The organism is Bacillus sp. FJAT-29814, from assembly GCF_001510715.1.
In the GTDB taxonomy this organism is placed as follows: domain Bacteria; phylum Bacillota; class Bacilli; order Bacillales; family Cytobacillaceae; genus Neobacillus.
Map to the genome: position 1 here is coordinate 349,682 of NZ_LMTJ01000005.1, position 26,519 is coordinate 376,200.

The following is a 26,519-nucleotide window of genomic DNA, read 5'->3' on the forward strand; positions in this document are numbered from 1 at the left end:
TACCCATGAAGTTGTTCATGCTAAAAAGCATTATAATTGCAGCACTGATGTTTATCGCGGTGTTAACCGGGATGGAACTGGCGAATAACGGCATCCATAAAATGAAGGGATACGATGACCCCAACTTTCAAAATGCGGTATCCATCAATGAAACTGGACAACAATTGAATGCGACTTTTTTAGGCGATGAAATCACTAGCCACGATCTTGATGCAAAAAAGAAGAAGTTGGAAGAAATCAGTGCCTATAATTTCTTTTCCTCGATGGGGAAGAAAATGTCTGAAGGGTTAACGACTGCTTCGGAAAAATTGATAGAACTGATAACAGATTAAAAACTGGGCGGTACCAAAAAGGTGCCGCCTTTCGATTTTAATTGAATCTTGTTTTTCCTACTGTTATAATCAAAAATAGTTTTACGTGCGTGGACGTAAGTCTAGTAGGAGTGAACGACATGAACAGAGAAGAAAGATTGAAACGGCAATCGAAGATTAGAAACTTTTCGATTATTGCCCACATTGACCATGGAAAATCAACATTGGCCGACAGGATCCTTGAAAAAACCAATGCCTTATCATCCCGTGAAATGAAAGAGCAGCTTTTGGATTCAATGGATCTAGAAAGAGAACGCGGCATAACGATAAAGTTAAACGCTGTCCAATTAACCTATAAAGCAAAAGACGGGGAAGAATATATTTTTCATTTAATCGACACGCCGGGACACGTCGATTTTACTTACGAGGTATCCCGAAGCCTTGCTGCTTGTGAAGGAGCAGTTTTGGTGGTCGATGCTGCGCAGGGGATTGAGGCACAGACGCTTGCCAATGTCTATCTTGCACTTGATAACGACCTTGAAATCTTGCCAGTTATCAATAAGATTGACCTGCCAAGCGCTGACCCAGAGCGTGTGCGCAATGAAATTGAAGATGTAATCGGTTTAGATGCATCGGAGGCTGTCTTAGCTTCTGCCAAAGCGGGAATCGGGATTGAAGACATTCTTGAACAGGTTGTAGAGAAAGTTCCTGCACCACAAGGCGATCCTGAAGCACCATTAAAAGCGTTGATTTTTGATTCCTTATATGATGCCTATCGCGGTGTGGTTGCTTACATTCGTGTCGTTGACGGCACCGTTAAAGCAGGCGATAAAATAAAAATGATGGCGACAGGAGCGGAATTTGAAGTAATTGAAGTCGGAGTTTTTTCGCCAAAAGCTACCCTTCGTGATGAATTATCAGTTGGTGATGTTGGTTTTCTTACCGCTGCCATTAAAAATGTCGGAGATACCCGTGTCGGTGATACGATTACGAATGCAAAAAATGGTGCTACAGAACCGCTGCCAGGCTATCGGAAACTAAACCCGATGGTTTATTGTGGTCTATATCCAATTGATACCGCAAAATTTAACGACCTGCGGGAAGCACTTGAAAAGCTGCAATTAAATGACTCCGCCTTGCAATTTGAACCAGAGACCTCACAAGCATTAGGCTTCGGGTTCCGCTGTGGATTTTTGGGTCTGCTTCATATGGAAATTATTCAGGAGCGGATTGAGCGGGAGTTTAAGATTGATTTAATTACAACGGCACCAAGCGTTATTTATCACGTGCATATGACAGATGACACACAAATTAATGTCGATAACCCTTCCAATATGCCGGACCCGCAAAAAATTGACCGGGTAGAAGAGCCATATGTTAAGGCAACAATGATGTCGCCGAATGATTATGTTGGAGCGATTATGGAACTTTGCCAGCAAAAGCGTGGAATTTTCATTGATATGCAGTATCTCGATGAAAATCGTGTCAGCATTATTTATGAAATCCCATTGGCGGAAATTGTCTATGATTTCTTTGATCAATTGAAATCAAGTACAAGAGGTTACGCTTCATTCGATTACGAATTAATCGGTTATAAACCATCAAAACTGGTTAAAATGGATATTTTATTGAATGCGGAAAAAGTTGACGCATTAAGCTTCATTGTCCACAGAGATTTCGCTTATGAACGTGGAAAAATCATTGTTGAAAAACTAAAGGATCTAATTCCAAGACAGCAATTTGAGGTTCCAATTCAAGCAACGATCGGTACAAAAATTGTCGCGCGTTCATCAATTAAAGCGATGCGGAAAAACGTTCTGGCCAAATGTTATGGCGGTGATATTTCCCGTAAACGCAAATTGCTTGAGAAGCAAAAAGAAGGTAAAAAGCGGATGAAACAAGTCGGTTCCGTTGAGGTACCACAAGAAGCTTTCATGGCCGTGTTAAAAATGGACGATAACAATACAAAAAAACAGTAACAGGACTGGAGGTTAGGGAAGCTGAATTAATGGCAGACCCTGCCTCTTTTTGTTACAAGTAAAAGCAGGTGTAACGGATGATTAAAGCGGCATATCTTCATATTCCTTTTTGTGAGCATATTTGCCATTATTGCGATTTTAATAAGGTGTTTTTAAAAGGTCAGCCTGTTGATGAGTACTTGCAGGCAATACAACAAGAAATGCAATTGACACTTCAGCACTATCCAACAACCGAATTGGAAACAATTTTTGTCGGTGGCGGCACACCTACTTCTTTAGATGAAAAGCAGCTTTTCATTTTTTGTGAAAGTATTAACCGCCGTCTGCCTCAATCAGAAAATCTGGAATTTACGTTTGAGGCCAACCCCGGTGATTTATCAAAGGATAAATTACAAATATTAAAGGAGGCAGGAGTAAACCGCTTGAGCCTCGGCGTCCAAACCTTTAATGCCAAGCTGTTGGAAAAAATCGGCCGCGTCCACCGGGCAAAGGATGTTTTTAAGACAATTGAAGCGGCAAAGTCCGTCGGATTCGAAAATATCAGCATTGATCTGATTTATAGCTTGCCAACTCAAACTGTGGAGGATTTCAAACAAACATTAACTACTGCCTTTTCGTTAGATATTCAACATTTTTCGGCGTATTCATTAATCATAGAGCCAAAAACGGTTTTTTATAACCTGATGAAAAAAGGCAAGCTCCCGACACCTGGAGAGGATATCGAGGCGCAAATGTATGAATTGGTGATGGAAGAGATGGAAAAACGCGGCTTTCACCAATATGAAATCAGCAATTTTTCAATCCCTGGTTATGAAAGCAGGCATAACCTGACCTATTGGAATAATGAACATTATTATGGCTTTGGTGCGGGCGCACATAGCTATTTGAATGGGGTTAGGCGCTCAAATATCGCTCCGGTGAAAAAATACATCGACCGGATTACCGGCGGGGAACTGCCAGTCCTGGAAGTCAATTCCGTATCAATGGCAGAACAAATGGAAGAGGAGATGTTCCTAGGTTTGCGTAAGACGGACGGAGTCTCCGTTAAACACTTTATTGAAAAATTTGCGCAAGACCCAGGCGAAATCTTTAAGAACGAAATAACAGACCTAGTCACAAAAGGATTGCTGGAATTGGAAGGGGACCGAATCCGCTTGACGAAAAGGGGCCGACTTTTGGGGAATGAAGTTTTTCAAGCATTTTTAGGGGTATCTAATTGACACCATCCCCTCTTATTTGATAATTTATTAATATAATTAGCACTCGTTTCAAGTGAGTGCTAACAGAGGTGATGAATGTTGTTAACAGATCGTCAATTGTTGATTCTTCAGGTTATTGTTGATGACTTTATTCGATCTGCGCAACCAGTCGGCTCAAGAAGCTTGTCGAAAAAAGAGGAAATATCATTAAGCTCGGCAACCATTCGCAATGAAATGGCCGATTTGGAAGAGATGGGTTTTATTGAAAAACCCCATACCTCTTCAGGACGTGTTCCATCGGAAAAAGGTTATCGATATTATGTAGACCATTTACTCTCGCCTCAAGTGTTGAATAACCAGGATATCTCGATTATTCAATCTATTTTTGCAGAAAAGATTTTTGAATTTGAAACAATCATTCAGCGCTCTGCAAAGATTTTATCTGAGATGACAAATTATACGTCAATCGTTCTTGGTCCTGCTGTAAACGTAAATAAATTAAAGAAAATCCAAATTATCCCGTTGAATAAAGAAACAGCTGTCGCCATTCTTATCACGGATACCGGACATGTTGAAAACCGGACAGTTTCTTTACCAGCTTCAATGGATGCAGGTGATTTGGAAAGGACGGTTAACATTTTGAACGACCGCCTGTCTGGTGCGCCGCTTAGCGAACTGCATGATAAAATTTATAAAGAAGTGGCAATGCTGCTTAAACAGCATATTCATAACTATGATTTCATGCTGCACAATATTGCGGAGACCTTTAAAATGCCGATCAGCGAGAAACTTTTCTTCGCTGGAAAGACCAATATGTTAACCTTGCCGGAATTCCATGACATCGACAAGGTGCGCAATCTTTTTATGATGATTGACCAGGAAGAATGGATTTCCAACTTGATCAGAAGTAAATCGGCAGGAATAAACGTAAAGATTGGCAGCGAAAATGAAAATAGCGTGATGGAAGACTGCAGTTTGATTACGGCTACCTATTCAGCAGGAACTGAAAAGCTGGGAACGATCGCCATTTTAGGTCCCACTAGAATGGAATATTCTCGGGTGATCAGTTTATTGCAATTGTTAAGCAGGGATTTAACATCGGTTTTAACTAGGCTGTATCATTTAAAATAGAGCCGGTCATATTGATAAGGGTGAAATTTCTATTTCACCCTATTACCGTGAACGAAAAATAACTTATCAATTTTTTCCTTTAAGGGAGGTGAGTAAGTTGACGAAAGAAAAAAACTCCGCAGTGAATACTGAGGCAGAAGAAATTGTCAATAAAAATGGTGAACTTACTGAGGATACAGCATCAACCGAAGGAATGTCCATCGACCAGGCCGTTGAAGTTGAGGTTGAACAAAGCGATGAGACAGATGCTGCGACTGAAGAACTACAAAAAGAAATCCAACTGTTGCAGGGCAAGCTTGAAGAGGCTGAAAATAAATATTTGCGCCTGCATGCCGACTTTGATAATTTCCGCCGCCGTACCCGGTTAGACCAGGAAGCGGCAGAGAAATATAGAGCGCAGAAATTGGTGACCGATTTACTGCCAGTCCTCGATAACTTTGAAAGAGCGCTTGTGATGGATGCTGACAATGAACAAACAAAGTCATTGCTTCAAGGAGTGGAAATGGTTTATCGCAGCCTGTTGGAAGCATTAAAAAAGGAAGGCGTAGAACCAATTGAAGCAGTAGGCGAGGAATTTGATCCACAGTTCCATCATGCGGTTATGCAGGGTGAGGATGAAAACTTTGGCTCTGGAGCTGTGACCCAGGAGTTCCAAAAAGGGTATTTATTAAAGGATCGGGTCATCAGACCATCAATGGTAAAAGTAAACCAATAAGGTTACATAATGTAGTAGGGAGGAAAAAGGAATGAGCAAAATTATCGGTATTGACCTTGGTACAACCAACTCCTGTGTGGCTGTACTTGAAGGCGGGGAACCTAAAGTAATTCCAAATCCGGAAGGTAACCGGACCACACCTTCTGTTGTGGCATTTAAAAATGGCGAGCGCCAAGTTGGAGAAGTGGCAAAGCGCCAGGCAATTACAAATCCAAATACGATTATGTCTGTTAAGCGTCATATGGGTACGACCCACAAAGAAGAGGTTGAGGGTAAACAATATACTCCCCAAGAAATTTCAGCGATTATTCTTCAATATTTAAAATCCTATGCTGAGGATTATTTGGGAGAATCTGTAACGAAAGCAGTCATTACGGTACCTGCTTACTTTAACGATGCGGAACGTCAGGCAACAAAAGATGCTGGTAAAATCGCCGGTCTTGAAGTGGAACGGATTATTAACGAGCCGACTGCTGCAGCACTTGCCTACGGTTTGGATAAAACCGACCAAGATCAAACAATCCTTGTTTATGACCTTGGCGGCGGTACATTTGACGTTTCCATTCTTGAACTTGGCGACGGTGTATTTGAAGTAAAGGCAACTGCCGGTGACAATCGTCTTGGCGGTGATGATTTTGACCAAGTCATTATTGATTATCTTGTTGACCAGTTTAAAAAAGAAAATGGAATTGATCTTTCACAAGATAAGATGGCTGTGCAGCGATTAAAAGATGCGGCTGAAAAAGCGAAAAAGGATTTATCCGGTGTATCATCTACCCAGATTTCGCTGCCATTTATTACAGCTGGTCCTGCTGGTCCTCTGCACCTTGAAGTAACGTTATCTAGAGCGAAATTTGATGAATTAACTGGGCATCTTGTTGAACGCACAATGGGACCTGTCCGCCAGGCTTTGAGCGATGCAGGCATGTCACCTGCTGAACTTGACAAGGTAATCCTTGTCGGCGGTTCAACTCGGATTCCTGCCGTTCAGGAAGCAATCAAAAAGGCAACAGGTAAAGAACCACACCGTGGTGTAAACCCTGATGAAGTTGTGGCAATGGGTGCTGCAATCCAAGGTGGCGTCATCACTGGAGACGTTAAGGATGTTGTTTTACTCGACGTTACTCCGCTTTCGCTTGGAATCGAAACAATGGGCGGCGTATTTACAAAGTTAATTGACCGCAACACAACGATCCCGACATCTAAATCACAAGTGTTCTCAACTGCTGCGGACAGCCAAACGGCCGTTGACATTCACGTGCTTCAGGGAGAGCGTCCAATGGCTGCCAATAACAAAACATTGGGTCGCTTCCAATTAACTGATATTCCACCGGCACCACGCGGCATTCCGCAAATCGAAGTTACCTTTGATATTGATAAAAACGGAATCGTCAATGTCCGTGCCAAGGACCTTGGAACAAACAAAGAACAACAAATTACGATTAAATCTTCTACAGGTCTCTCCGATGAAGAGATTCAAAAAATGGTCAGAGAAGCAGAAGAAAATGCAGAAGCTGATAAGCAACGTAAAGAAGAAGTGGACCTTCGCAATGAAGCTGATCAGCTTGTCTTTACTACAGAGAAAACATTAAAAGACCTTGAAGGCAAAGTCGATGCTGCAGAAGTGGCAAAGGCAAACGAGGCAAAAGATGCGTTGAAGCAGGCAATCGAGAAAAATGACCTGAATGAAATCCGCACGAAGAAAGATGCTTTGCAGGAAATCGTTCAAGCTTTAACCGTTAAGCTTTATGAACAAGCCGCGCAACAATCACAAGCGCAGCAAGGCAATCAAGATGCTGGCGGTTCTGCCAAACACGATGACAATGTTGTCGATGCAGAATTTGAGGAAGTTAAAGACGATAAATAATTTCTAAATAGGAAATCGATGAAAAAGTCAAAGTCAGGCTAAAGGCTTTGGCTTTTTCATTGCTATCCCCCCCTATGGGTGTTAGAATAATCTTTATGTGAAAGATTCGGGAGTGGTAATCATGAGTAAACGGGATTACTATGAGGTGCTGGGGGTAAGCAAAAGCGCCTCAAAGGATGAAATTAAAAAGGCTTATCGTAAACTATCTAAACAATATCATCCAGATATTAATAAAGAGCCGGATGCGGCGGATAAATTTAAAGAAATCGCGGAAGCTTATGAAGTATTAAGCGACGACCAAAAAAAGGCGCATTATGATCAGTTCGGCCATGCCGATCCGAATCAAGGCTTTGGCGGTTTTGGCGGTGGTGGAGATTTTGGCGGCTTTGGCGGTTTTGAGGACATTTTCAATACCTTCTTCGGTGGCGGAGGAGGAGGCTCCCGGCGTAGGGATCCAAACGCTCCAAGACAAGGTGCAGACCTGCAATACACAATGACCCTTTCTTTCGAGGAAGCGGCGTTTGGCAAGGAGACTGATATTGAAATTCCGCGTGAGGAAACTTGTGAAACATGCCATGGATCCGGAGCCAAACCTGGAACGAAGCCTGAAACATGTAAGCATTGCCAAGGGTCCGGCCAAGTAAGCGTCGAGCAAAATACGCCATTTGGCAGAATTGTGAACCGCAGAACATGCCATCACTGTAATGGAACAGGCAAGGATATTAAACACAAGTGTTCAACCTGTGGCGGGGCGGGCAAAGTGAAGAAACGCAAGAAAATTCATGTCAAAATTCCTGCCGGGATTGACGATGGGCAGCAGTTGCGCATGGCTGGCCAAGGGGAAGCGGGCGTTAACGGCGGCCCTGCAGGAGACTTATATGTAGTTTTCCATGTCCGCGATCATGAATTTTTCGAAAGAGATGGCGATGACATTTATTGCGAGATGCCATTAACATTTGTCCAGGCCACACTGGGAGATGAAATTGAGGTACCTACGCTGCATGGAAAAGTGAAACTTAAAATCCCAGCCGGAACACAGACGGGAACAAGATTCCGTTTAAAAGGCAAAGGGGTGCCAAATGTCCGCGGCTATGGTGTAGGGGACCAACATATTCAGGTTCGGATTATTACACCGACAAAGCTAAGCGACAAACAAAAGCAGCTACTGCGTGAATTCGCCGACATCAGTGGTTCAACACCGCTTGGTGAACACGAGGAGAGTTTTTTCTCAAAAGTAAAGCGCGCCTTTAAGGGCGAATAAGGATTGGGGCTGGCAAAATGAAGTGGTCCGAGATTAGTATCCATACAACGAATGAAGCGATTGAACCTATATCACATATACTGCACGAAGCCGGAGCGAGTGGTGTGGTGATTGAAGATCCATTTGAGTTGACAAAAGAAAGAGAAGATCAATTCGGTGAAATCTACCAGCTAAATCCGGATGATTATCCTGTGGAAGGTGTTATCGTTAAAGCCTATCTGCCGGTTAATAGTTTCTTGGGTGAAACGGTAGAAGCCATAAAAGAATCAATCAATAACCTCATCCTTTATGATATAGATGTAGGCTTAAACACTGTCACAATCAGCGAGGTAAATGAGGAAGAGTGGGCTACTGCCTGGAAGAAATATTATAATCCAGTTAAAATTTCTAACCGCTTTACGATTGTACCGACATGGGAAATCTATGAGCCGGTCAGCAGTGATGAATTAATCATTGAATTGGACCCGGGCATGGCTTTTGGAACCGGGACACACCCTACCACGGTGATGTGTATCCAAGCCCTTGAGAGAACGGTGAAACAAGGGGACAAAGTGATCGATGTTGGAACCGGGTCTGGCGTTTTGAGCATAGCTGCTGCGATGCTCGGGGCAAAAGAAATCCAGGCATTTGATTTGGATGAGGTCGCCGTAACCCAGGCGAAATTAAATATAAAGTTAAATAAAGTCAGTAATATTGTAACTGTATCCCAAAATAACCTTCTTAATAATGTTGAGGGAGGGGCTGCAGACGTTATAGTCGCAAATATTTTAGCCGAGGTCATAGTGAGATTTACCGATGATGCGGCTCGGGTTGTTAAACCAGGCGGATACTTTATTACTTCCGGCATTATTCAGCCGAAGAAAGACTTGGTTAAAGAAGCTTTAATTGCTTCTGGTTTTGAAATTGTCGAAACAATCTTAATGGAAGATTGGGTTGCGATTATTTCTAAACGGTTATAATGATAGAGGCTTAAGAGGGGATAATAGGTCCCCTTTTTATTTTTTACTTTCAATGTTTTCCTATCTCTAGTAAAATAAAGCGTAAAATGTTTAAGAGAGGGTGCAATTTTATGCAACGCTACTTTGTCCAACATCGGGCAAGCAATGGCTGTTTTTTCATCGAAGCTGAGGACCGTCACCATATTATTAAGGTTATGCGGATGGTGGTTGGTGATCAAATCATTTGTGTCGATCCTGATGGAAAACAGGCCGTGTGCAAACTTGCAGAAATTACCGATGAAAGTGTTGTTGCTGAGGTTGTACAATGGAAAGAAGAGAATCCTGAATTGCCGATATTTGTGACCATCGCCAGCGGTCTTCCGAAAGGCGACAAGCTGGAATGGATTATTCAAAAGGGAACCGAGCTGGGAGCCCGAGAATTTATTCCGTTTGCCGGGGTCCGGTCGGTAGTCAAATGGGATGACAAGAAAGCGGCGAAAAAAATAGACAGATGGCAAAAAATTGCCAAAGAAGCCGCCGAACAGTCCCATCGGACGAGAATTCCCGATGTAAAAGCACCAGTAAGTTTTAAACAATTGCTTGCACTCGGCAAAGAGTTTGATTATAAATTGGCAGCTTTTGAAGAGGAAAGCAGGAATGGGGAAGCTTCCGCTTTTTCGGCCGTCCTAAAGCAAATGAAACAAGGTGAATCACTATTACTAGTGTTTGGCCCTGAAGGCGGCTTGGCTGAAGCAGAGGTTGAACAGCTGCAGAACAATGGTTTTACCTTATGCGGCTTGGGTCCGCGCATTTTAAGAACGGAAACGGCACCGTTATACACACTGGCCGCCATTTCCTATCATTTTGAATTACTGAGGTGAGAAAAACAATGCCAACAGTTGCGTTTCATACATTAGGCTGCAAAGTGAACCACTATGAAACTGAAGCCATCTGGCAGTTGTTTAAGCAAGAGGGCTACGAGAGGGTGGACTTTGAATCCATTTCTGATGTATATATTATTAATACTTGTACTGTAACAAATACCGGCGATAAAAAAAGCCGCCAGGTGATTAGACGGGCTGTTCGAAAAAATCCGGATGCTGTCATTTGCGTAACTGGCTGTTATGCGCAGACTTCTCCTGCCGAAATTATGGCCATCCCTGGCGTTGATGTTGTTGTCGGGACACAAGACCGTATCAAAATGCTTGACTATATCGAGCAATATAAGCAAGAGCGCCAGCCAATTAACGGTGTAGGCAATATTATGAAAAACCGCGTTTACGAAGAGCTTGATGTTCCTTCATTTACGGACAGAACTCGTGCTTCATTAAAAATCCAAGAAGGCTGCAACAACTTTTGTACCTTCTGTATCATTCCATGGGCACGCGGTTTAATGAGATCGCGTGATCCGAAGGAAGTCATCCGCCAGGCACAGCAATTGGTCGATGCAGGCTATAAGGAAATTGTCTTGACCGGGATTCATACGGGCGGCTACGGCGAGGATATGAAGGATTACAATCTTGCCATGCTGTTGCGCGATTTAGAAGCCCAAGTTAAGGGACTGGAGAGACTGCGCATTTCTTCGATTGAAGCAAGCCAAATCACCGATGAAGTCATTGACGTGATCAATCAATCCAATATTGTTGTGCGTCATCTTCATATTCCGATTCAGTCCGGTTCCAATACGGTTTTAAAGAGAATGCGCCGAAAATATACGATGGAATTTTTCGCAGAGCGCCTAGAGCGTTTGAAGGAAGTGCTTCCAGGCCTTGCGGTTACCTCCGACGTTATTGTAGGCTTCCCTGGTGAAACCGAGGAAGAATTTATGGAGACCTATAATTTTATTAATGAGAATAAGTTCTCCGAGCTCCACGTGTTCCCTTATTCGAAACGGACCGGCACTCCAGCGGCAAGAATGGATGACCAAGTGGATGAAGAGGTTAAAAATGAGCGTGTACACCGCCTAATTACTCTCTCAGACCAATTGGCCAAGGAGTACGCTTCAAAGTTTGAAGGCGAAGTTCTTGAGGTCATTCCCGAAGAAGAATTCAAAGAATTGGAAACTCCTGGTCTGTACGTGGGCTACACAGATAATTACCTGAAGGTTGTGTTCCCAGCCTCTGAGGACATGGTTGGAAAAATCGTAAAGGTTAAAATCACCAAGGCGGGCTATCCGTACAACGAAGGCCAGTTTGTCCGGGTTGTTGAGGATACAGCTGCTGTTAAACAGGAAGCAGCGATTTAATTGGAAGGGTGCCACGTAACAGTGTGGCGCCCTTATTTCGTTATTGGGTCCTTCGGTTTGCGGTCATGGATAAACAAAATCATCTCGCCAAATTTGACGGCGAAAGGCAGGACCAGAAGCGAGGAAACGACATTAAAAATAACACTGATGTGTGCAAGCTGCACCTCTTTTCGTGCCGCCAAGAGCGGTGCATTCTCGGTCAGAAACGGAATTAGCGGAACAAATAACAGGACGCCGAATACGTTCAGCCAGACATGAGCGTAGGCAGCTAGTTTTGACTCTTTTCCTCCGCCAAACGAAGCAATCAAGGCGGTAATGCAAGTACCGATATTGGCTCCAAACACAATCGCAATCCCTGCATCCAATTGCAGCAACCCTGCGGTCAAGAAGCCCATCGCAATCCCTGTCATCGCCGTGCTTGATTGAATGACCGAGGTAATGAACATCCCCGTCAACAAGCTCAGCAAAATATTGTCATTAATCGAGAGGATAAAGTGATGGATGACATTCATCGATGTTAACGGTTGGGCAAGCATCTCAAAACCTTTCATTGCTGTAAAAACAGAGGCAATCCCAAACAGGAGCATTCCAATACTTCTTGCCTTCTTGTTGGGAAATAAAATGAGCGAAGCGCCAATAATTGCAAAAGGTACCAAGACTGCATCTATATTAAAGGTAATTAATTCCGTTTTAAAGGTAGTGCCGATATTTGTGCCTAGAATAATGCCGATTGATTGAGGAAAAGTCATAATTCTTGCAGAAATCAGGCCAATTGTTATCACCATTACAGCGGAACTGCTTTGCAAAAGAGCGGTAATAAGCGTGCCGGTAACCAAGCCCTTTAATGGCGTACTGGTTAGCTTAATCAGCCATGTTTTCAATTTATTGGCGGATAAATTGAATAACCCAAACCTGATAATCGTCATTCCAAAAATAAATAATAAAATGCAAAGAACAAATAATAATATGTACAGCATGTCTTAGGCCCCCCTTCAAACATTGTATGGCCTGATAGAATAGGACATGCCACATTCAATCAAAAATAACTGGACTGTGCATAAAAACTGAGTATAAAGTTCTAAGGATTGTGAAATACAGTTGACCTTGTATCAAGGTTATATTATAATTGCAAGGTACATGGATTGATGTAAGTGTGTTGTGTTTCGGAGGGAGGGAAAGAGGATGTCTAAAACCGTCGTTCGTAAAAACGAATCGCTTGAAGATGCTCTTCGTCGCTTCAAACGTTCTGTATCAAAAACTGGTACTTTGCAAGAGGCAAGAAAGCGCGAATTCTACGAAAAGCCAAGTGTAAAACGTAAGAAAAAGTCTGAAGCAGCTAGAAAACGTAAATTTTAAGAGGGTGTAATAAATGAGTCTTCTTGAGCGTTTAAATAATGACATGAAACAAGCGATGAAAAATAAGGAAAAAGACAAACTCTCTGTCATTCGGATGATTAAAGCTTCCATGCAGAATGAAGCCATTAAGCTTGGCGTCAAGGAACTTTCCGAAGCGGATGAGTTAACAGTCCTTTCTCGCGAATTAAAACAACGCAAAGACTCCCTCCATGAGTTTGATAAAGCCGGTCGTGAAGACTTGGTTGAAAAGTTGCGTACAGAATTGACAATTGTTGAACAGTACATGCCGGAGCAGCTTTCTGAAGAGGAACTATCAGAAATAGTGAAACAAACGATTGCTGAGGTCGGTGCAACTTCAAAAGCGGAAATGGGAAAAGTGATGTCTGCGATTATGCCAAAAGTTAAGGGCAAGGCAGATGGTTCACTTGTTAATAAATTTGTACAACAACACCTTTCATAGTATTCTGACACTTAAGATCGCGGGCAGCTTTGCCTGCGGTCTTTTAATTTACCAGATGAAACCTTTGCAGGCTTTATCCGTAATACATAATACGACCAAGAAAGGAGGGCCTTTCATTGATTGAATTTCTTATTGATCCGATTGTAGTAACCGTTTTATTATCAATTGCTGGTGTAGGTATTGTGCTGGAGTTGTTTTCGCCGAAATTCGGCCTGGCAGGCTTCATCGGTATAGGAGCATTGCTATTATTCTTTTATGGACATTTTCAAGCAGGTCTGGCTGGCTTTGGAACACTGGCATTATTTATTGCCGGAATACTTCTGATTTTCTTTGAATTTTTTCTCCCGGGAGCAGTGGCGGGAACACTAGGGTTCGCAGCCCTGATTTTAAGCTTTTTTATGGCGGGGGAAGACGTCCTGCAAATGGGCGTTTCGATTTTGATTGCCATTTTAATCTCAATTATTGTTTTTTTTATGATGATCAAGGTTTGGGGGAAGAAACTGCTTCTTTTTAATAAAATGGTTTTATTTGATGTTGCCAAAAAAGAAGATGGCTATGTATCAAATGTAAATCGTACTGACCTATTGGGGAAAGAGGGCAAAGCATTAACGGTGTTGCGTCCATCCGGTACAGCTATCATTAAGAATGAACGAGTAGATGTGGTCAGCGAAGGAGATTTTATAGAAAAGGACACCAGAGTAATTGTGATAAAGGTAGAGGGACCCCGTATTGTGGTCAGAGCAGTAAACGAATAGGGAGGTTTTAATTAATGTTAGAAAACGGTACTATTTTTATTTTGGCAATTGTTGTCGTAGCATTAATTCTGTTTGGCATATTATTGTCGTTTGTGCCAGTCATGCTGTGGATTTCGGCGCTTGCTGCAGGTGTAAGAATCAGTATTTTTACCTTAATCGGCATGAGGCTGCGAAGGGTTATTCCAGGCAGAGTTGTCAATCCGCTGATTAAAGCCCATAAAGCAGGGTTAAAAGTAACGATTAACCAATTGGAAAGCCACTATCTTGCAGGTGGTAATGTGGACCGTGTCGTCAATGCTTTAATTGCGGCGCACCGTGCCAACATTGAGTTGTCGTTCGAACGCTGTGCCGCCATTGATTTGGCCGGCCGCGACGTATTGGAAGCAGTTCAGATGAGTGTTAATCCAAAGGTTATAGAAACCCCATTTATCGCTGGTGTGGCGATGAACGGGATTGAGGTGAAGGCGAAAGCGAGAATCACCGTTCGTGCCAATATCGATCGTCTTGTCGGTGGGGCCGGTGAAGAAACCGTGGTCGCCCGTGTTGGTGAAGGGGTTGTCTCTACCATTGGTTCATCTGACAGCCATAGCAAGGTATTGGAAAATCCCGATCTTATTTCCCAAACCGTACTCGCAAAAGGATTGGATGCAGGAACGGCTTTTGAAATTTTATCAATCGATATCGCTGATGTCGATATTGGCAAGAACATTGGTGCCGAATTGCAGACAGAGCAGGCCGAAGCAGACAAGAAAATAGCCCAGGCAAAGGCCGAAGAACGCCGGGCCATGGCGGTGGCCCAGGAGCAGGAGATGAAAGCAAGGGTACAGGAAATGAGAGCCAAGGTAGTCGAGGCGGAAGCAATGGTGCCCCTGGCCATGGCGGAGGCCCTTAAGTCAGGAAATATCGGCGTGATGGATTATATGAACTTTAAAAACATCTCCGCGGATACGGATATGAGAGGCTCTATCGGTAAAATGACAGGCGAGAAAAAGGACGGACAATAATCGAAAGAAGGGAGCGGTGAAGCATGGAAACACTGCTGTTCCTGATCATAATCGGGATTATTTCCACGATTTTCGGAAAGGGCAAAGGCAAGAATAATAAACCATTCCAAACAGGCAAACCGTTCACTGCCAATACCTTTGACGATTTTAAAAAAATTTTTCAAACTGAATTGCCAAATGAAATTGGAACTGAGTTAAAGGAAGTTATAAAAAAGGATAACTTCCCCAATAAGCACCAAAAGGCTAAACAAGAAATGGCCGACAGTCCGGCCAATCGGGCAAACCCGCAGCAAGTGGAAATGCCGCAAAGCAGAATCAATGACACTATCCAGCATGCTGAAGAGGAACAGCCCGTTCGTTCCGAAAAACCCAATCCGGACACACTGGTAAATGGAATAATTTGGGCTGAAATTCTGGGAGAGCCCCGTTCCAAAAAGCCCTATCTTGCAAAAAAAAGATAGGTATACACGGCCATTTCAATAGGTTCAAAATCGAAAAATATGTGCTAGAACCTCTGCTCATTTCATAAACATGAGATGAAAGGGGGTTCTTTTTTTATGGCAAAAAAATGGGGCCAGCGCATACGGAACTGGATGGCAAGCAAAATGGATCTTCCTCAAGATGTCATAATGGATTTGCCCCGTATTACAATGATCGGACAAATCCACATCTACATAGAGAACCACCGCGGCTTGCTGGCGTTTACAGATAAAGAACTCCGTCTCCTGTTAAAACAAGGCCAATTATTAATAAAAGGAAATTCATTTGTTATCAAAACAATTTTACCTGAAGAGATTTTGCTCGAAGGAAAAATTGATCAGGTTTTATATTTAACAGAAAATCCGGGAGGAACGAAATGAAGAATCAGTGGTTGGAATTTTTATTTGGCTTTGTCACTGTAAAGGTAACCGGTAAAGGCATTGAGCGGTTTATCAATGACCTGACCCGGAACGGTTTTTTTATTTGGCGGGTAAAACGGCATGGAACGGAGACAATCACCTTCAAAATGAGACTTGCAGAAGCGAAAAAAATCAGGCCCTATGTCCGCAATAGCGGGTGCAAAGTTTCTTTTTTGAGAAGGAACGGATTCCCTTTTTTATTGCGGAGAATGATAAAAAACAGCGGTTTTATGGTGGGGGCAGGGGTTTTTCTTCTGATCATCTTTTTATTGTCAAATGTGATTTGGGGAATCGAGATTAAAGGGGCAAAGCCTGCAACAGAATATAAAATCAGGCAGGAATTGGACAAGATGGGCGTTAAAATTGGCAAACTACAATTTTTCGTGAAAAATGTGGAAGGAATCCAACGGGGCTTAACCACTAGTATTGGTGAACTTACGTGGGTTGGTGTGGAATTAAACGGGACAACCTATCATCTGCAGGTTGTCGAAAAGAATGAACCAAAAGCACCGGAGGTATTGGCACCACAAAATTTAGTCGCAAAAAAGAAAGCAATCATCGTGAAAACTTTTGTAGAGGAAGGACAAAAAATGGTCGACACAAATGACCATGTTGAAGAGGGGCAATTGCTGGTATCAGGTGAAATCGGACAAGAGGGCAAAAATCTCAGGCAGGTTGCCGCGAAGGGCGAAATTTGGGGAGAAACCTGGTATAAGAGTCATGTGGAACTACCATTTAAAACGAACTTTAAAGCATATACCGGAAATGAAGAAGTGAAGCATTTACTTTCCTTTGGAAAAGTTGAATTGCCATTTTGGGGATTTGGCAAAACTGAATTTAAGGAGTATGAAACGGAAAAGAATATATATAAGCTTCATTTTTTGAAATGGGAACTTCCCATCGCTTATATAAATAAAACCATCCGCGAGAGCGAAGTGCTCCCCCGTACCTATACAGAGAAGGAAGCGGAAGAAAATGCGTTGGAATTGGCGAGAAAAGAAATAAAAAGCCAATTGGATGAGGATGCTATCTTAAAAGACGAAAAAATTTTACACAAGACAGTTGAAAATGGTAAAGTTATACTTGACATCCATTTTAAGATGATTGAAAACATAGCCGTCGGACAACCTATTCCCAAGGAGACTAATGAATGACAGAAAAGTTAACAACGATTAAAGTGCAGCTGGAAACCCCGTCAGAGGCCATCGCCCTATTGGGAAATGCTGATCAAAACTTGAAGATCATTGAAGAAGAGCTTGATGTTTCACTCATTACAAGAGGCGAATCCGTTAGCCTCAGTGGTGACGAAGACAGCGTCATCATGGCAGGTCAAATTGTCGACAAGTTAATGGCTGTAATCCGCAAGGGAATTAATATTAGCCAGAGAGACGTACTCTATGCGGTGCAAATGGCGCAAAAAGGCACTTTAGATTATTTTGAAAACTTGTATGATGAAGAAATTGGAAAAAATGTTAAAGGGAAAACGATTCGCGTCAAAACTCTTGGCCAGCGCCATTACATTCATGCCATAAAAAAGAATGATCTTGTCTTTGGCATCGGACCTGCCGGAACAGGCAAGACATATCTTGCGGTCGTGATGGCTGTGAATGCCCTCAAAAATGGCCAGGTAAATAAAATCATTTTGACAAGACCGGCTGTTGAGGCTGGTGAAAGCCTGGGGTTTTTGCCTGGTGATCTAAAGGAAAAGGTCGACCCATATTTAAGGCCGTTGTATGATGCACTCCATGATGTATTGGGTGCTGAACACACAGGCAGGCTGATTGAACGCGGGACGATTGAAATTGCGCCGCTGGCGTATATGCGGGGGCGAACGCTTGATGATGCTTTTGCGATTTTGGATGAGGCGCAAAATACGACCCATGCGCAAATGAAAATGTTTTTGACCAGACTTGGATTTGGCTCCAAAATGGTCATTACCGGGGACCGGACCCAAATCGATTTGCCGAAAGGGGCAAAATCCGGACTGGTTGAGGCGGAAGCCATTTTACGGGACGTTAATGGCATCTCGTTTGTATTCCTGGAGCAAACTGATGTTGTCCGCCATCCGCTTGTCGGCCGAATTATTGAGGCTTACGAAAAGAAACCAAGTCTTTAACTGAACGAATGTATGCTTTGGGATAAACCAAATTTAAAGGTTTATCCCATTTTCATTTCATAAATATGGAGGGTTCCGTCAATTGAGGATGAAACTTCAAGAAAAAACTGTTATCATTTTACATAAAGCAGCCTTGCTGTAAAATACATATAGTTGTTAAGCATGGAATTTCAGAGGCCTTGGTTGGAGGGATATTGTTTGGAGATACTGCATCAGTACTTCTTACGGATACGAAAACTGCTGGATATTACGTTTTTTCGCATACTTTTCTTTATTGTTTTAGGGTTGGTATTGTTTGCGGTCATGTTTAATAATGTCAAACCGGAAAAATTGGACATTGATATGTTCTCCATTGCCGAAAAAACGATTCGCTCCCCGGCGACAGTTGAAGATAAAAAAAGTACGGAGAGGAAACGGAAGGAAGCGCGCGATCAAGTACAGCCTGTTTATACCTTGAAAAATGAATATACGCAGAACCGTGTCGACTTAATTACTTCTATTTTTAAAGCCGTTGCGGAAGTAAATGATGAAGTAAAAGAGACTATGAAGAAACAAGAAGCTGCTGCGACTGAGGAACAACCCGCACCCGTGGAACCGTCCCCTGCTGAAAAGGTTACTTTGCTTAAGGGGAAATTGACAACCACTGTCACAAAGCAGCTGTCCGATCAGGTTTTTACAAGCTTAATTCTCTCCGCCAATGAAGAGCTTTCGATTGCCAAGGATTTGACGGTTACGGCGATAAACAATGTCATGACCAAACGAATTCCGGCTGACGAGGTGGAAAACGCCAAAAAAAGAGTCGAAGAAGAATTAAGATATACGACACTGAATGACAGCCTAAAAGCGGCAGCGATTGAACTTGGAAGATATGCAGTTATTCAAAACGAATTTTATGATCCATCAGCAACAGAAGAGCTGCGCCAGCAGGCAGCGGAAAGTGTTGATCCGGTGAAAATCCTTCAGGGGCAGGTGATTGTCGATGAAGGTGAGCTAATCAATCAGGAAATATTTCACCAGCTTCAACTTGTCGGTTTACTGAAAACGGAAAAATCATTTAAACCTTTTGTCGGATTGATCATGTTGATTGTGACCATCCTGTCTGCTGTCTACTTTTATTTTTATGAAATGAAGGCACAGCCAGAAAAACGTCAAACGTTCTTATTGCTGTTTGGGTTTATTTTCAGTTTATCAATCTTTATAATGAAGCTGATTAGCATGCTGCAAATTTTTAATTTTTCAGGGATTGGCTATCTTGTTCCTGCCGCATTGAGCGGAATCCTAATTAAGATTTTAATCGATGAGAGGCTGGCAATTTTATCTTCGATTATTTTGGCTGTTTGTGGGAGCATCCTGTTTAATGAAGGTGTTTCCGGAACGTTAAATTATTCGGAGGGAATTTATATTCTCTTTAGTTCATTGGCGGGGATTTTGTTTTTGAGCAGCCAAAACCAGAGGACCAATATATTGCGCGCTGGCTTATTCACCGGATTTGTGAACCTAATGACGCTATTGGCGTTAATGTTTTTGCCTAACGGGCAGTTTTCCGGGCTAGAATATGGTTATTACTTTGTCACGGCCCTTGTTTCTGGGACCAGCTCAGCGGTGTTGGCGATGGGATTATTGCCATTTTTCGAAGCCAGCTTCGGCATTCTTTCGACGATGAGACTGATTGAACTGTCCAATCCAAATCACCCACTGTTGCGAAAAATATTGATGGAGGCACCAGGGACCTATCATCATAGTGTCATGGTCGCGAATTTATCTGAATCCGCTTGTGAAGCAATTGGGGCAAACGGTCTGTTGGCAAGGGTTGGAAGTTATTACCATGATATCGGAAAAACGCGGCGTCCGAACTTTTTTATCGAAAACCAGATGCATAGTGACAATCCGCATGACCGCTTGCCGCCGGATAAAAGCGCCAGCATTATCATTGCCCATGTCATTGATGGGTCCGCCATCTTAAGAAAACACCATATGCCGAAGGAAATCGTTGAAATAGCTGAACAGCATCATGGAACGTCTTTATTGAAGTTTTTCTATCATAAGGCTGTGCAAAATAATCCCGACACGCAAGAGGGAGATTTTCGTTATCCCGGTCCAAAAGCACAATCTAAGGAATCCGCTGTGGTTGGAATTGCGGATAGTGTAGAGGCAGCAGTCCGTTCCCTTTCCCAACCTACACCGGAAGCCATTGAATCGCTCGTCCGAAAAATTGTTACGGACAGGCTTCAAGATGGGCAGTTAAATGAATGTGATTTAACATTAAAAGAAATTGAAATGGTAACTCATTCTTTATGTGAAACTCTTAAGGGAATCTTCCACTCCCGGATTGAATATCCCGAACTTACAAAGAAGGTGAAGCAAGCATGACATTACTAATTGACAGCCTTGACGAAACGAATATGCTTTCAGACCAACAAATCCTTGACGTGGAACGGCTCGTAAATTTTGCAGCAGGAAAACTAGGGGTTGAACAGCATAGCGAAGTATCGATAACTTTTGTTACAAATGACCGGATCCAGGAGATAAATCGTGAATATCGGGATAAGGATGCACCGACCGATGTCATCTCGTTTGCCATGGAGGAGCTTGGCGAGGGCGAGGTGGAGCCCATTGGTGGCGACATGCCCCGCATTCTGGGAGATATCATTATCTCGATACCAAGGGCTGAGGAGCAGGCTCAGGAATATGGGCACTCATTCGAGCGGGAATTAGGTTTTTTAGCTGTTCATGGATTTTTACACCTAATGGGTTATGACCATATGAACGAGGAAGACGAGAAGGAAATGTTCACATTGCAAAGGGAAATATTGAATGATTATGGACTCACACGATAAACAAAAATCCAGACCAATCTGGCACTCCTTTTCCTATGCAATTGCTGGAATCGTAACTGCCGTTAAACAGGAACGAAATATGAGAATACACTTGGCCGGTTCGGTGGTTGTACTGTCTGTCTCGATCTATTTCTCGATTTCCGCTATCGAGTGGTTATTTATTCTGTTTGCAATCTGCGGCATGTTTGCCCTAGAAATGGTAAATACGGCGATTGAGCGCGTTGTCGACCTTGCGTCACCGGAATTTCATCCGCTCGCGAAACAGGCAAAGGATATCGCTGCAGGCGCGGTTTTTGTGTATGCTTGTTTGTCGGTGATCATTGGTATCATCATTTTTTCTCCATATATCCTGAAGCTTCTAAATATTGTTTGAAAGAAAATTTTCGGTAATTGAATTTGAAATGGTTAGAAGAATTCGTTAAAATGATTTAACTAGCTTTTCAACAGAGTCATTTTGGGAATATTTCAATTATTTAAAATTTTTTATATTTTTTATTTCAAATAATGATTTTCAAGCAAAGTTGAGGTAAAATAAAGGAACAGCAATTATTTGCTGGAAAGGAAGAAGACTAGTGAACGTTGAACAACTGATTGAAGAAGCAAAAATAGCAAGAGAAAAAGCCTATGTTCCATACTCGAAATTTGGAGTTGGAGCAGCACTGCTAACAACAGACGGTAAAATATATCATGGCTGCAATATTGAAAATGCTGCGTATAGTATGTGCAACTGTGCAGAGCGGACCGCATTGTTTAAAGCGTATTCGGAAGGTGACCGGAATTTTCAAATGCTGGCTGTCATTGCCGATACCGATAGGCCATGTTCACCATGCGGGGCATGCCGTCAGGTGATTTCGGAGCTTTGCCCGCGAGATATGAAAGTGATTCTGACAAATTTGAAGGGCGATATACAGGAAATCACAGTGGAAAACTTGCTGCCAGGCGCATTTTCCCCGGAGGATTTGCATGCAAAATAATGTAAACGAATCCAGATCTTTTAAATCGGGCTTTATCTCCATTATTGGCCGTCCAAACGTAGGGAAATCCACTTTTTTAAATCGGGTAATCGGCCAAAAGATTGCCATCATGAGCGACAAGCCCCAAACAACAAGGAACAAAATTCAAGGGGTCCTGACACATGATGATGCCCAGATGATTTTTATTGATACACCGGGTATCCATAAACCAAAGCATCGATTAGGCGACTTTATGATGAAGGTTGCTCAAAATACGTTAAAAGAAGTCGATTTAATCTTATTTATGGTAAATGCTGAAGAAGGCTTTGGGCGTGGCGAGGAATTTATCCTTGAAAAATTCCAAACAATTAACACACCTGTCTTTCTTGTCATTAATAAGATTGACCGGATACACCCCGATGAATTGCTGGCGATTATTGAATCGTATAAAGAAAAATACGCTTTTCAGCAGGTAGTGCCAATTTCCGCTTTGGAAGGCAACAATGTGGAGCGGCTGCTCTCGCAAATTAAAGCGGTGTTGCCGGATGGCCCTCAGTATTATCCCGCAGATCAGGTAACCGATCATCCTGAGAGGTTTATCATTACGGAATTGATTAGGGAAAAGGCATTGCATTTGACCAGGGAAGAAATCCCCCATTCATTGGCTGTTGTTCTTGATAAAATGGAACGTCAGGGCAATAAAGACATCATTCATGTGATGGCGACAATTATTGTCGAGCGAGATTCACAAAAAGGGATTGTCATTGGCAAGCAGGGAAGCATGTTAAAGGAAATTGGCAAACGGGCCCGTGTTGATATTGAAAATCTCCTTGGTTCCAAAGTTTTTCTCGAGTTATGGGTAAAGGTACAAAAAGATTGGCGCAATCGTATGTCCCAACTCAGAGAATATGGATTCAATGAAGATGAGTATTAATGACCTACTCTAATAAAATTATTAATTTAACAATCAAAATATTCGCATCCAAGATTAACAAAATTTACGTCTCATGATTATTTCGTTGGCAGGCTATGATAAATGTAAGGCAGGAAATGCAGAAACGCTAGTCTAAATATCGAGAGGTGGGGTTTTCATGTTGGATTTTACGTGGAAAATATTTAGCCAGACTGGTAATATTGACACATATCTCCTCTTTAAAGAACTGGAGAAGGAAAACCAAGAAATACCCGGTAATTTGAATGAAGAGCTAGCACAAATCGATTTTCCTATTTTCTAGCAAGTCGAACGTCCCTGGATGGTGACAATCATGCTTCAGAAATGTGAAGGCATCGTCATTAGAACCACCGATTATGGTGAAACAAATAAAATCGTAACTCTATATACAAGAGAATGGGGAAAGATAGGCGTGATGGCTAGAGGTGCTAAAAAGCCTAACAGCCGTCTTTCCTCGATTACCCAGCTGTTTAACCACGGCTACTATCTCATTCAAAAAAGTTCAGGGATTGGCGGGCTACAGCAGGGGGAATTAATTACCTCAATGCGGGGGATCGGTGAAGATATTTTTTTGACTGGCTATGCCAGTTATATAGTTGAATTGACCGATAAAGCCACAGATGAAAAGAAACCGAACCCCTTTCATTTTGAACTGCTATACCAGACGCTTCATTATTTGAATGAGGGGTATGACCCGGAAATTTTGAAAAATATTTATGAAATGAAAATGTTAAATGTGCTCGGACTTTACCCGATACTGAATCAATGTTCCGTCTGCGGCCAAACTGACGGGCATTTTTCTTTTTCTATCCGTGAAGGCGGGTTTATCTGTCATCGGTGTCTCGATAAAGATCCATACCATTTTAAACTGAAGCCGGCTACAGTGAAATTATTACGATTATTTTATTACTTCGATTTATCAAGGTTGGGCAATATTTCGGTAAAGGAAGAAACGAAGGCGGAGCTCAAAAAAATTATTTCTGCCTATTATGAGGAATATTCCGGCCTTCACCTAAAATCTAAAAAGTTTTTGGATTCAATGGCCCAATTTCGCAATCTTTTATAACAGTTTATTGACAAGATAATTAGATTTGGTTAATATTAACTGTAAATTTAATAATTGCAGTGATGGAAAGTAGTACTTAGTCCTCTCTATAAAAGCGAACCTGGGATGGTGTAAGCCAGGGTATAGAGCACTAACGAAGGCGTTCTGGAGCAATGTCAAAGTTGAAAGTGGCCGTATATACGGCAAATAGGGTGGAACCGCGGGTAACTCTCGTCCCTATGCTTATTATAAGCATAGGGATGGGAGTTTTTTATTTTTAAAGAAAATGAATAAAGGAGTTAGAAAAAAATGAGTGTAACTATGGAACAAATTGTTTCACATGCGAAGCATCGGGGCTTTATTTTTCCTGGGTCAGAGATATATGGAGGCCTTGCCAATACATGGGATTACGGCCCTCTGGGAGTAGAATTTAAAAACAATATTAAAGCCGCTTGGTGGAAAAAGTTTGTCCAGGAGTCCCCGTATAATGTAGGGTTGGATGCAGCGATTTTGATGAATCCAAGGACATGGGAAGCATCCGGCCATATTGGCAACTTCAATGATCCGATGATTGACTGCAAAAATTGTAAGGCACGTCATCGTGCAGATAAATTAATCGAAAACGCACTTGATGAAAAAGGCATTGAAATGATCGTCGATGGCCTGCCTTTTGACAAAATGGAAGAATTGATTAAAGAGCATAACATTGCCTGCCCGGATTGTGGCAGCCATGATTTTACCGGCATCCGTCAGTTTAACTTAATGTTTAAAACCTTCCAAGGGGTAACGGAAACAAGCACCAATGAAATTTTCTTGCGTCCAGAAACAGCACAGGGGATTTTCGTCAATTTTAAAAATGTCCAGCGGACGATGAGAAAGAAATTGCCATTCGGCATTGCCCAAGTCGGCAAGAGCTTCCGTAATGAGATCACACCGGGGAACTTTACGTTCCGTACTAGAGAGTTCGAACAAATGGAGCTTGAATTCTTCTGCAAGCCGGGTGAGGAATTAAAGTGGTTTGATTATTGGAAGAGTTTTGCGGAGCAGTGGTTGAAATCATTAGGCATGACAGAGGAAAATTTGCGCCTTCGTGACCATTCCGAAGATGAACTTTCTCACTATAGCAACGCAACCACTGATTTTGAATACAAATTCCCATTTGGCTGGGGTGAATTATGGGGCGTAGCTTCACGGACAGATTATGATTTGAAGCAGCACATGCAATTCTCTGGCGAGGATTTCAACTATATTGACCCAGAAACAAACGAAAGATATATTCCATACTGCATCGAACCATCATTGGGAGCAGACCGGGTAACTTTGGCGTTCCTGATTGATGCGTATGACGAGGAGCAGCTTGAAGACGGCACGTCACGGACCGTTCTCCATTTCCATCCGGCACTTGCTCCGTTTAAGGCCGCGGTCCTGCCGCTGTCGAAAAAGCTTTCAGATGAGGCAAGAGAAGTGTTTGCGGCACTGTCCAAGCATTTCAGCGTTGATTACGATGAAGCTGGCTCCATCGGCAAACGCTACCGCCGCCATGACGAAATTGGAACACCTTTCTGTATAACTTACGATTTTGACTCTAAAGAGGATCACATGGTAACAGTCCGCGATCGGGACACCATGGAACAAACCCGGGTACCGATTGCTGAGTTAGTAAACTTTATCCAAGAAAAGATTGCGTTTTAAAAGAAGGTGCGGACTGGATCCGCACCTTTTAATTTGGGGAGAAAAGGCATTTTTCATTGCAAGAATATATAGTGATTGTTTATGCTAAAGGGCCTGTTGATTTCCGCTCCAGGCGGCTTCGCTTTCCGCGGGGTGGGCGGTGAGCCTCCTCGACGTAAACGCCTGCGGGGTCTCACCTGTCCCACTATTCCCGCAGGAGTCTTCGCCGCCTTCCGCTCCAATCAACAGGCAGGTAATCAACCTTAAGTATTGCAACACACCATTTCCAGCTTTGCCAAGAATGCTGCAATCTTTTTCATTTTTTATCCTCGGCATAAATCAGGCAAGCATATTCCATAGGGATGGGTCGTTATGAAGCGCTTCATATCGCCCGAGACGAGTTTCCCCGCCATTTAGGTCACGTAGAACCCCTCTACGTGACCGATTTTTCCTATGCCCAAGCATTTTGGTCACGTAGAACTCTCTACGGGACCAATTTCTCTTTTTCCCCGCCATTTAGGTCACGTAGAACCCCTCTACGTGACCAATTTCTCCTTTGCCCAAGCATTTTGGGCACATAGAACTCTGCTACGTGGCCAATTTCGCTTTTTCCTCGCCATTTAGGTCACGTAGAATCCCTCTACGTGACCAATTTCTCCTTTGCCCAAGCATTTTGGGCACATAAAACACTTCTACGTGACCAATTTCTTCTTTGCCTAAGCATTTTGGTCACGTAGAACACTTCTACGAGTCAAGTCCATTCTTTTGTGTAAAAGTGTCAATAATGTTTTTCAACCAATTAATAAATTTATTAATAAATGGTGT

Annotated in this window: 28 protein-coding genes and 1 other annotated feature; of the genes, 26 read left to right on the top strand and 2 right to left on the bottom strand. The window is 42.6% G+C overall.

The features are described from left to right. Positions 1 to 5 precede the first annotated feature (5 nt). From AR334_RS14105 to mtaB, 10 genes are all read left to right on the top strand, one after another. On the top strand, positions 6 to 332 hold the full coding sequence (locus AR334_RS14105) for a DUF3679 domain-containing protein (RefSeq protein ID WP_066311951.1): 327 nt from the start codon (positions 6 to 8) through the stop codon (positions 330 to 332). Positions 333 to 451: 119 nt separating this feature from the next. Beyond that, positions 452 to 2,290, top strand: a complete 1,839-nt coding sequence (gene lepA, locus AR334_RS14110; protein ID WP_066311967.1) for a translation elongation factor 4 — start codon at positions 452 to 454, stop codon at positions 2,288 to 2,290. 77 nt (positions 2,291 to 2,367) lie between these two features. After that, positions 2,368 to 3,510: a radical SAM family heme chaperone HemW gene (gene hemW, locus AR334_RS14115; protein WP_066311976.1), complete on the top strand. Its 1,143-nt coding sequence runs from the start codon at positions 2,368 to 2,370 to the stop codon at positions 3,508 to 3,510. 78 nt (positions 3,511 to 3,588) lie between these two features. Next, positions 3,589 to 4,620, top strand: coding sequence for a heat-inducible transcriptional repressor HrcA (hrcA, locus tag AR334_RS14120; protein ID WP_066313845.1), 1,032 nt, complete (start codon positions 3,589 to 3,591; stop codon positions 4,618 to 4,620). 97 nt (positions 4,621 to 4,717) lie between these two features. Continuing rightward, positions 4,718 to 5,335, top strand: a complete 618-nt coding sequence (gene grpE / locus AR334_RS14125) for a nucleotide exchange factor GrpE (protein WP_066311978.1) — start codon at positions 4,718 to 4,720, stop codon at positions 5,333 to 5,335. A 31-nt stretch (positions 5,336 to 5,366) separates the two neighbouring features. Next, on the top strand, positions 5,367 to 7,202 hold the full coding sequence (gene dnaK / locus AR334_RS14130; RefSeq protein WP_066311982.1) for a molecular chaperone DnaK: 1,836 nt from the start codon (positions 5,367 to 5,369) through the stop codon (positions 7,200 to 7,202). A gap of 121 nt (positions 7,203 to 7,323) precedes the next feature. Continuing rightward, complete coding sequence (gene dnaJ, locus AR334_RS14135) at positions 7,324 to 8,463, top strand: molecular chaperone DnaJ (RefSeq protein WP_066311986.1); 1,140 nt, start codon at positions 7,324 to 7,326, stop codon at positions 8,461 to 8,463. Positions 8,464 to 8,480: 17 nt separating this feature from the next. Next, entirely contained in the window at positions 8,481 to 9,422 is a 942-nt protein-coding gene (gene prmA, locus AR334_RS14140) for a 50S ribosomal protein L11 methyltransferase (RefSeq protein WP_066311993.1), read from the top strand. A gap of 110 nt (positions 9,423 to 9,532) precedes the next feature. Continuing rightward, entirely contained in the window at positions 9,533 to 10,282 is a 750-nt protein-coding gene (locus AR334_RS14145) for a 16S rRNA (uracil(1498)-N(3))-methyltransferase (protein WP_066311995.1), read from the top strand. Positions 10,283 to 10,290: 8 nt separating this feature from the next. Next, positions 10,291 to 11,646, top strand: a complete 1,356-nt coding sequence (mtaB, locus tag AR334_RS14150) for a tRNA (N(6)-L-threonylcarbamoyladenosine(37)-C(2))-methylthiotransferase MtaB (RefSeq protein ID WP_066311997.1) — start codon at positions 10,291 to 10,293, stop codon at positions 11,644 to 11,646. A 32-nt stretch (positions 11,647 to 11,678) separates the two neighbouring features. Here the strand turns inward: mtaB and AR334_RS14155 are convergent, their stop codons facing one another. Beyond that, a complete protein-coding gene (locus tag AR334_RS14155; protein WP_066311998.1) occupies positions 11,679 to 12,623 on the bottom strand; it encodes a Na/Pi symporter in 945 nt (314 codons plus the stop codon). 205 nt (positions 12,624 to 12,828) lie between these two features. On the opposite strand from AR334_RS14155, the gene rpsU reads away from it, so the two are divergent. The 16 genes from rpsU to AR334_RS14230 all read left to right on the top strand — a co-directional run bounded on the left by rpsU (position 12,829) and on the right by AR334_RS14230 (position 25,715). Beyond that, entirely contained in the window at positions 12,829 to 13,002 is a 174-nt protein-coding gene (gene rpsU, locus AR334_RS14160) for a 30S ribosomal protein S21 (RefSeq protein ID WP_003152957.1), read from the top strand. A gap of 13 nt (positions 13,003 to 13,015) precedes the next feature. Further along, on the top strand, positions 13,016 to 13,462 hold the full coding sequence (locus AR334_RS14165) for a GatB/YqeY domain-containing protein (RefSeq protein ID WP_066312002.1): 447 nt from the start codon (positions 13,016 to 13,018) through the stop codon (positions 13,460 to 13,462). 116 nt (positions 13,463 to 13,578) lie between these two features. Next, a complete protein-coding gene (locus AR334_RS14170; protein ID WP_066312010.1) occupies positions 13,579 to 14,217 on the top strand; it encodes a nodulation protein NfeD in 639 nt (212 codons plus the stop codon). A 14-nt stretch (positions 14,218 to 14,231) separates the two neighbouring features. Next, complete coding sequence (gene floA, locus AR334_RS14175; protein ID WP_066312012.1) at positions 14,232 to 15,221, top strand: flotillin-like protein FloA; 990 nt, start codon at positions 14,232 to 14,234, stop codon at positions 15,219 to 15,221. Positions 15,222 to 15,244: 23 nt separating this feature from the next. Next, on the top strand, positions 15,245 to 15,682 hold the full coding sequence (locus AR334_RS14180) for a hypothetical protein (protein WP_066312016.1): 438 nt from the start codon (positions 15,245 to 15,247) through the stop codon (positions 15,680 to 15,682). 96 nt (positions 15,683 to 15,778) lie between these two features. Beyond that, positions 15,779 to 16,081 (top strand): sporulation protein YqfC, encoded by a 303-nt coding sequence (gene yqfC / locus AR334_RS14185; protein WP_066312018.1) that lies wholly within the window; start codon positions 15,779 to 15,781, stop codon positions 16,079 to 16,081. Further along, positions 16,078 to 17,274: a sporulation protein YqfD gene (gene yqfD / locus AR334_RS14190; RefSeq protein ID WP_066312020.1), complete on the top strand. Its 1,197-nt coding sequence runs from the start codon at positions 16,078 to 16,080 to the stop codon at positions 17,272 to 17,274. Before yqfC ends, yqfD begins: the two co-directional genes overlap by 4 nt. After that, positions 17,271 to 18,236, top strand: coding sequence for a PhoH family protein (locus tag AR334_RS14195; protein ID WP_066312023.1), 966 nt, complete (start codon positions 17,271 to 17,273; stop codon positions 18,234 to 18,236). The genes yqfD and AR334_RS14195 overlap by 4 nt, the downstream gene beginning before the upstream one ends. Positions 18,237 to 18,434: 198 nt before the next feature. Then, positions 18,435 to 20,606 (top strand): HD family phosphohydrolase, encoded by a 2,172-nt coding sequence (locus tag AR334_RS14200; protein ID WP_066312024.1) that lies wholly within the window; start codon positions 18,435 to 18,437, stop codon positions 20,604 to 20,606. Beyond that, on the top strand, positions 20,603 to 21,073 hold the full coding sequence (ybeY, locus tag AR334_RS14205; RefSeq protein WP_066312026.1) for an rRNA maturation RNase YbeY: 471 nt from the start codon (positions 20,603 to 20,605) through the stop codon (positions 21,071 to 21,073). Before AR334_RS14200 ends, ybeY begins: the two co-directional genes overlap by 4 nt. Beyond that, complete coding sequence (locus AR334_RS14210) at positions 21,057 to 21,446, top strand: diacylglycerol kinase family protein (RefSeq protein WP_156431278.1); 390 nt, start codon at positions 21,057 to 21,059, stop codon at positions 21,444 to 21,446. The genes ybeY and AR334_RS14210 overlap by 17 nt, the downstream gene beginning before the upstream one ends. A gap of 199 nt (positions 21,447 to 21,645) precedes the next feature. Further along, the gene (locus AR334_RS14215; RefSeq protein WP_066312036.1) at positions 21,646 to 22,047 is read left to right on the top strand and encodes a cytidine deaminase; all 402 of its coding nucleotides are present in this window, start codon (positions 21,646 to 21,648) and stop codon (positions 22,045 to 22,047) included. After that, a complete protein-coding gene (era, locus tag AR334_RS14220; RefSeq protein WP_066312041.1) occupies positions 22,037 to 22,960 on the top strand; it encodes a GTPase Era in 924 nt (307 codons plus the stop codon). The genes AR334_RS14215 and era overlap by 11 nt, the downstream gene beginning before the upstream one ends. 157 nt (positions 22,961 to 23,117) lie before the next feature. Continuing rightward, positions 23,118 to 23,261, top strand: coding sequence for a YqzL family protein (locus AR334_RS28930; RefSeq protein ID WP_082692945.1), 144 nt, complete (start codon positions 23,118 to 23,120; stop codon positions 23,259 to 23,261). Between the two features lie 30 nt (positions 23,262 to 23,291). Then, on the top strand, positions 23,292 to 24,044 hold the full coding sequence (gene recO / locus AR334_RS14225; RefSeq protein WP_066312044.1) for a DNA repair protein RecO: 753 nt from the start codon (positions 23,292 to 23,294) through the stop codon (positions 24,042 to 24,044). Between the two features lie 50 nt (positions 24,045 to 24,094). Further along, positions 24,095 to 24,265, top strand: a binding site (T-box leader). Between the two features lie 67 nt (positions 24,266 to 24,332). Next, the gene (locus AR334_RS14230) at positions 24,333 to 25,715 is read left to right on the top strand and encodes a glycine--tRNA ligase (protein WP_066312051.1); all 1,383 of its coding nucleotides are present in this window, start codon (positions 24,333 to 24,335) and stop codon (positions 25,713 to 25,715) included. Positions 25,716 to 25,799: 84 nt separating this feature from the next. Here AR334_RS14230 and AR334_RS29505 read toward each other — a convergent pair whose 3' ends face one another. After that, positions 25,800 to 26,030 carry a hypothetical protein gene (locus AR334_RS29505; protein WP_066312059.1) on the bottom strand — a complete coding sequence of 77 codons (231 nt, stop codon included), beginning with the start codon at positions 26,028 to 26,030 and terminating at the stop codon, positions 25,800 to 25,802. Positions 26,031 to 26,519: the final 489 nt, after the last annotated feature.

Excerpts from the sequence above, each read along its gene's own strand:
- yqfC (WP_066312018.1), top strand. The coding sequence starts at position 15,779 with ATGGCAAAAAAATGGGGCCAGCGCATACGGAACTGGATGGCAAGCAAA.
- prmA (WP_066311993.1), top strand. The coding sequence starts at position 8,481 with ATGAAGTGGTCCGAGATTAGTATCCATACAACGAATGAAGCGATTGAA.
- AR334_RS14210 (WP_156431278.1), top strand. The coding sequence starts at position 21,057 with ATGGACTCACACGATAAACAAAAATCCAGACCAATCTGGCACTCCTTT.
- lepA (WP_066311967.1), top strand. The coding sequence starts at position 452 with ATGAACAGAGAAGAAAGATTGAAACGGCAATCGAAGATTAGAAACTTT.
- AR334_RS14155 (WP_066311998.1), bottom strand. The coding sequence starts at position 12,623 with ATGCTGTACATATTATTATTTGTTCTTTGCATTTTATTATTTATTTTT.
- AR334_RS14105 (WP_066311951.1), top strand. The coding sequence starts at position 6 with ATGAAGTTGTTCATGCTAAAAAGCATTATAATTGCAGCACTGATGTTT.
- rpsU (WP_003152957.1), top strand. The coding sequence starts at position 12,829 with ATGTCTAAAACCGTCGTTCGTAAAAACGAATCGCTTGAAGATGCTCTT.
- AR334_RS14145 (WP_066311995.1), top strand. The coding sequence starts at position 9,533 with ATGCAACGCTACTTTGTCCAACATCGGGCAAGCAATGGCTGTTTTTTC.
- hemW (WP_066311976.1), top strand. The coding sequence starts at position 2,368 with ATGATTAAAGCGGCATATCTTCATATTCCTTTTTGTGAGCATATTTGC.
- floA (WP_066312012.1), top strand. The coding sequence starts at position 14,232 with ATGTTAGAAAACGGTACTATTTTTATTTTGGCAATTGTTGTCGTAGCA.
- AR334_RS29505 (WP_066312059.1), bottom strand. The coding sequence starts at position 26,030 with ATGCCGAGGATAAAAAATGAAAAAGATTGCAGCATTCTTGGCAAAGCT.
- yqfD (WP_066312020.1), top strand. The coding sequence starts at position 16,078 with ATGAAGAATCAGTGGTTGGAATTTTTATTTGGCTTTGTCACTGTAAAG.
- recO (WP_066312044.1), top strand. The coding sequence starts at position 23,292 with ATGCTTCAGAAATGTGAAGGCATCGTCATTAGAACCACCGATTATGGT.
- ybeY (WP_066312026.1), top strand. The coding sequence starts at position 20,603 with ATGACATTACTAATTGACAGCCTTGACGAAACGAATATGCTTTCAGAC.
- mtaB (WP_066311997.1), top strand. The coding sequence starts at position 10,291 with ATGCCAACAGTTGCGTTTCATACATTAGGCTGCAAAGTGAACCACTAT.
- AR334_RS14180 (WP_066312016.1), top strand. The coding sequence starts at position 15,245 with ATGGAAACACTGCTGTTCCTGATCATAATCGGGATTATTTCCACGATT.
- AR334_RS14195 (WP_066312023.1), top strand. The coding sequence starts at position 17,271 with ATGACAGAAAAGTTAACAACGATTAAAGTGCAGCTGGAAACCCCGTCA.
- dnaK (WP_066311982.1), top strand. The coding sequence starts at position 5,367 with ATGAGCAAAATTATCGGTATTGACCTTGGTACAACCAACTCCTGTGTG.
- dnaJ (WP_066311986.1), top strand. The coding sequence starts at position 7,324 with ATGAGTAAACGGGATTACTATGAGGTGCTGGGGGTAAGCAAAAGCGCC.
- AR334_RS14230 (WP_066312051.1), top strand. The coding sequence starts at position 24,333 with ATGAGTGTAACTATGGAACAAATTGTTTCACATGCGAAGCATCGGGGC.
- era (WP_066312041.1), top strand. The coding sequence starts at position 22,037 with ATGCAAAATAATGTAAACGAATCCAGATCTTTTAAATCGGGCTTTATC.
- AR334_RS28930 (WP_082692945.1), top strand. The coding sequence starts at position 23,118 with ATGTTGGATTTTACGTGGAAAATATTTAGCCAGACTGGTAATATTGAC.
- AR334_RS14165 (WP_066312002.1), top strand. The coding sequence starts at position 13,016 with ATGAGTCTTCTTGAGCGTTTAAATAATGACATGAAACAAGCGATGAAA.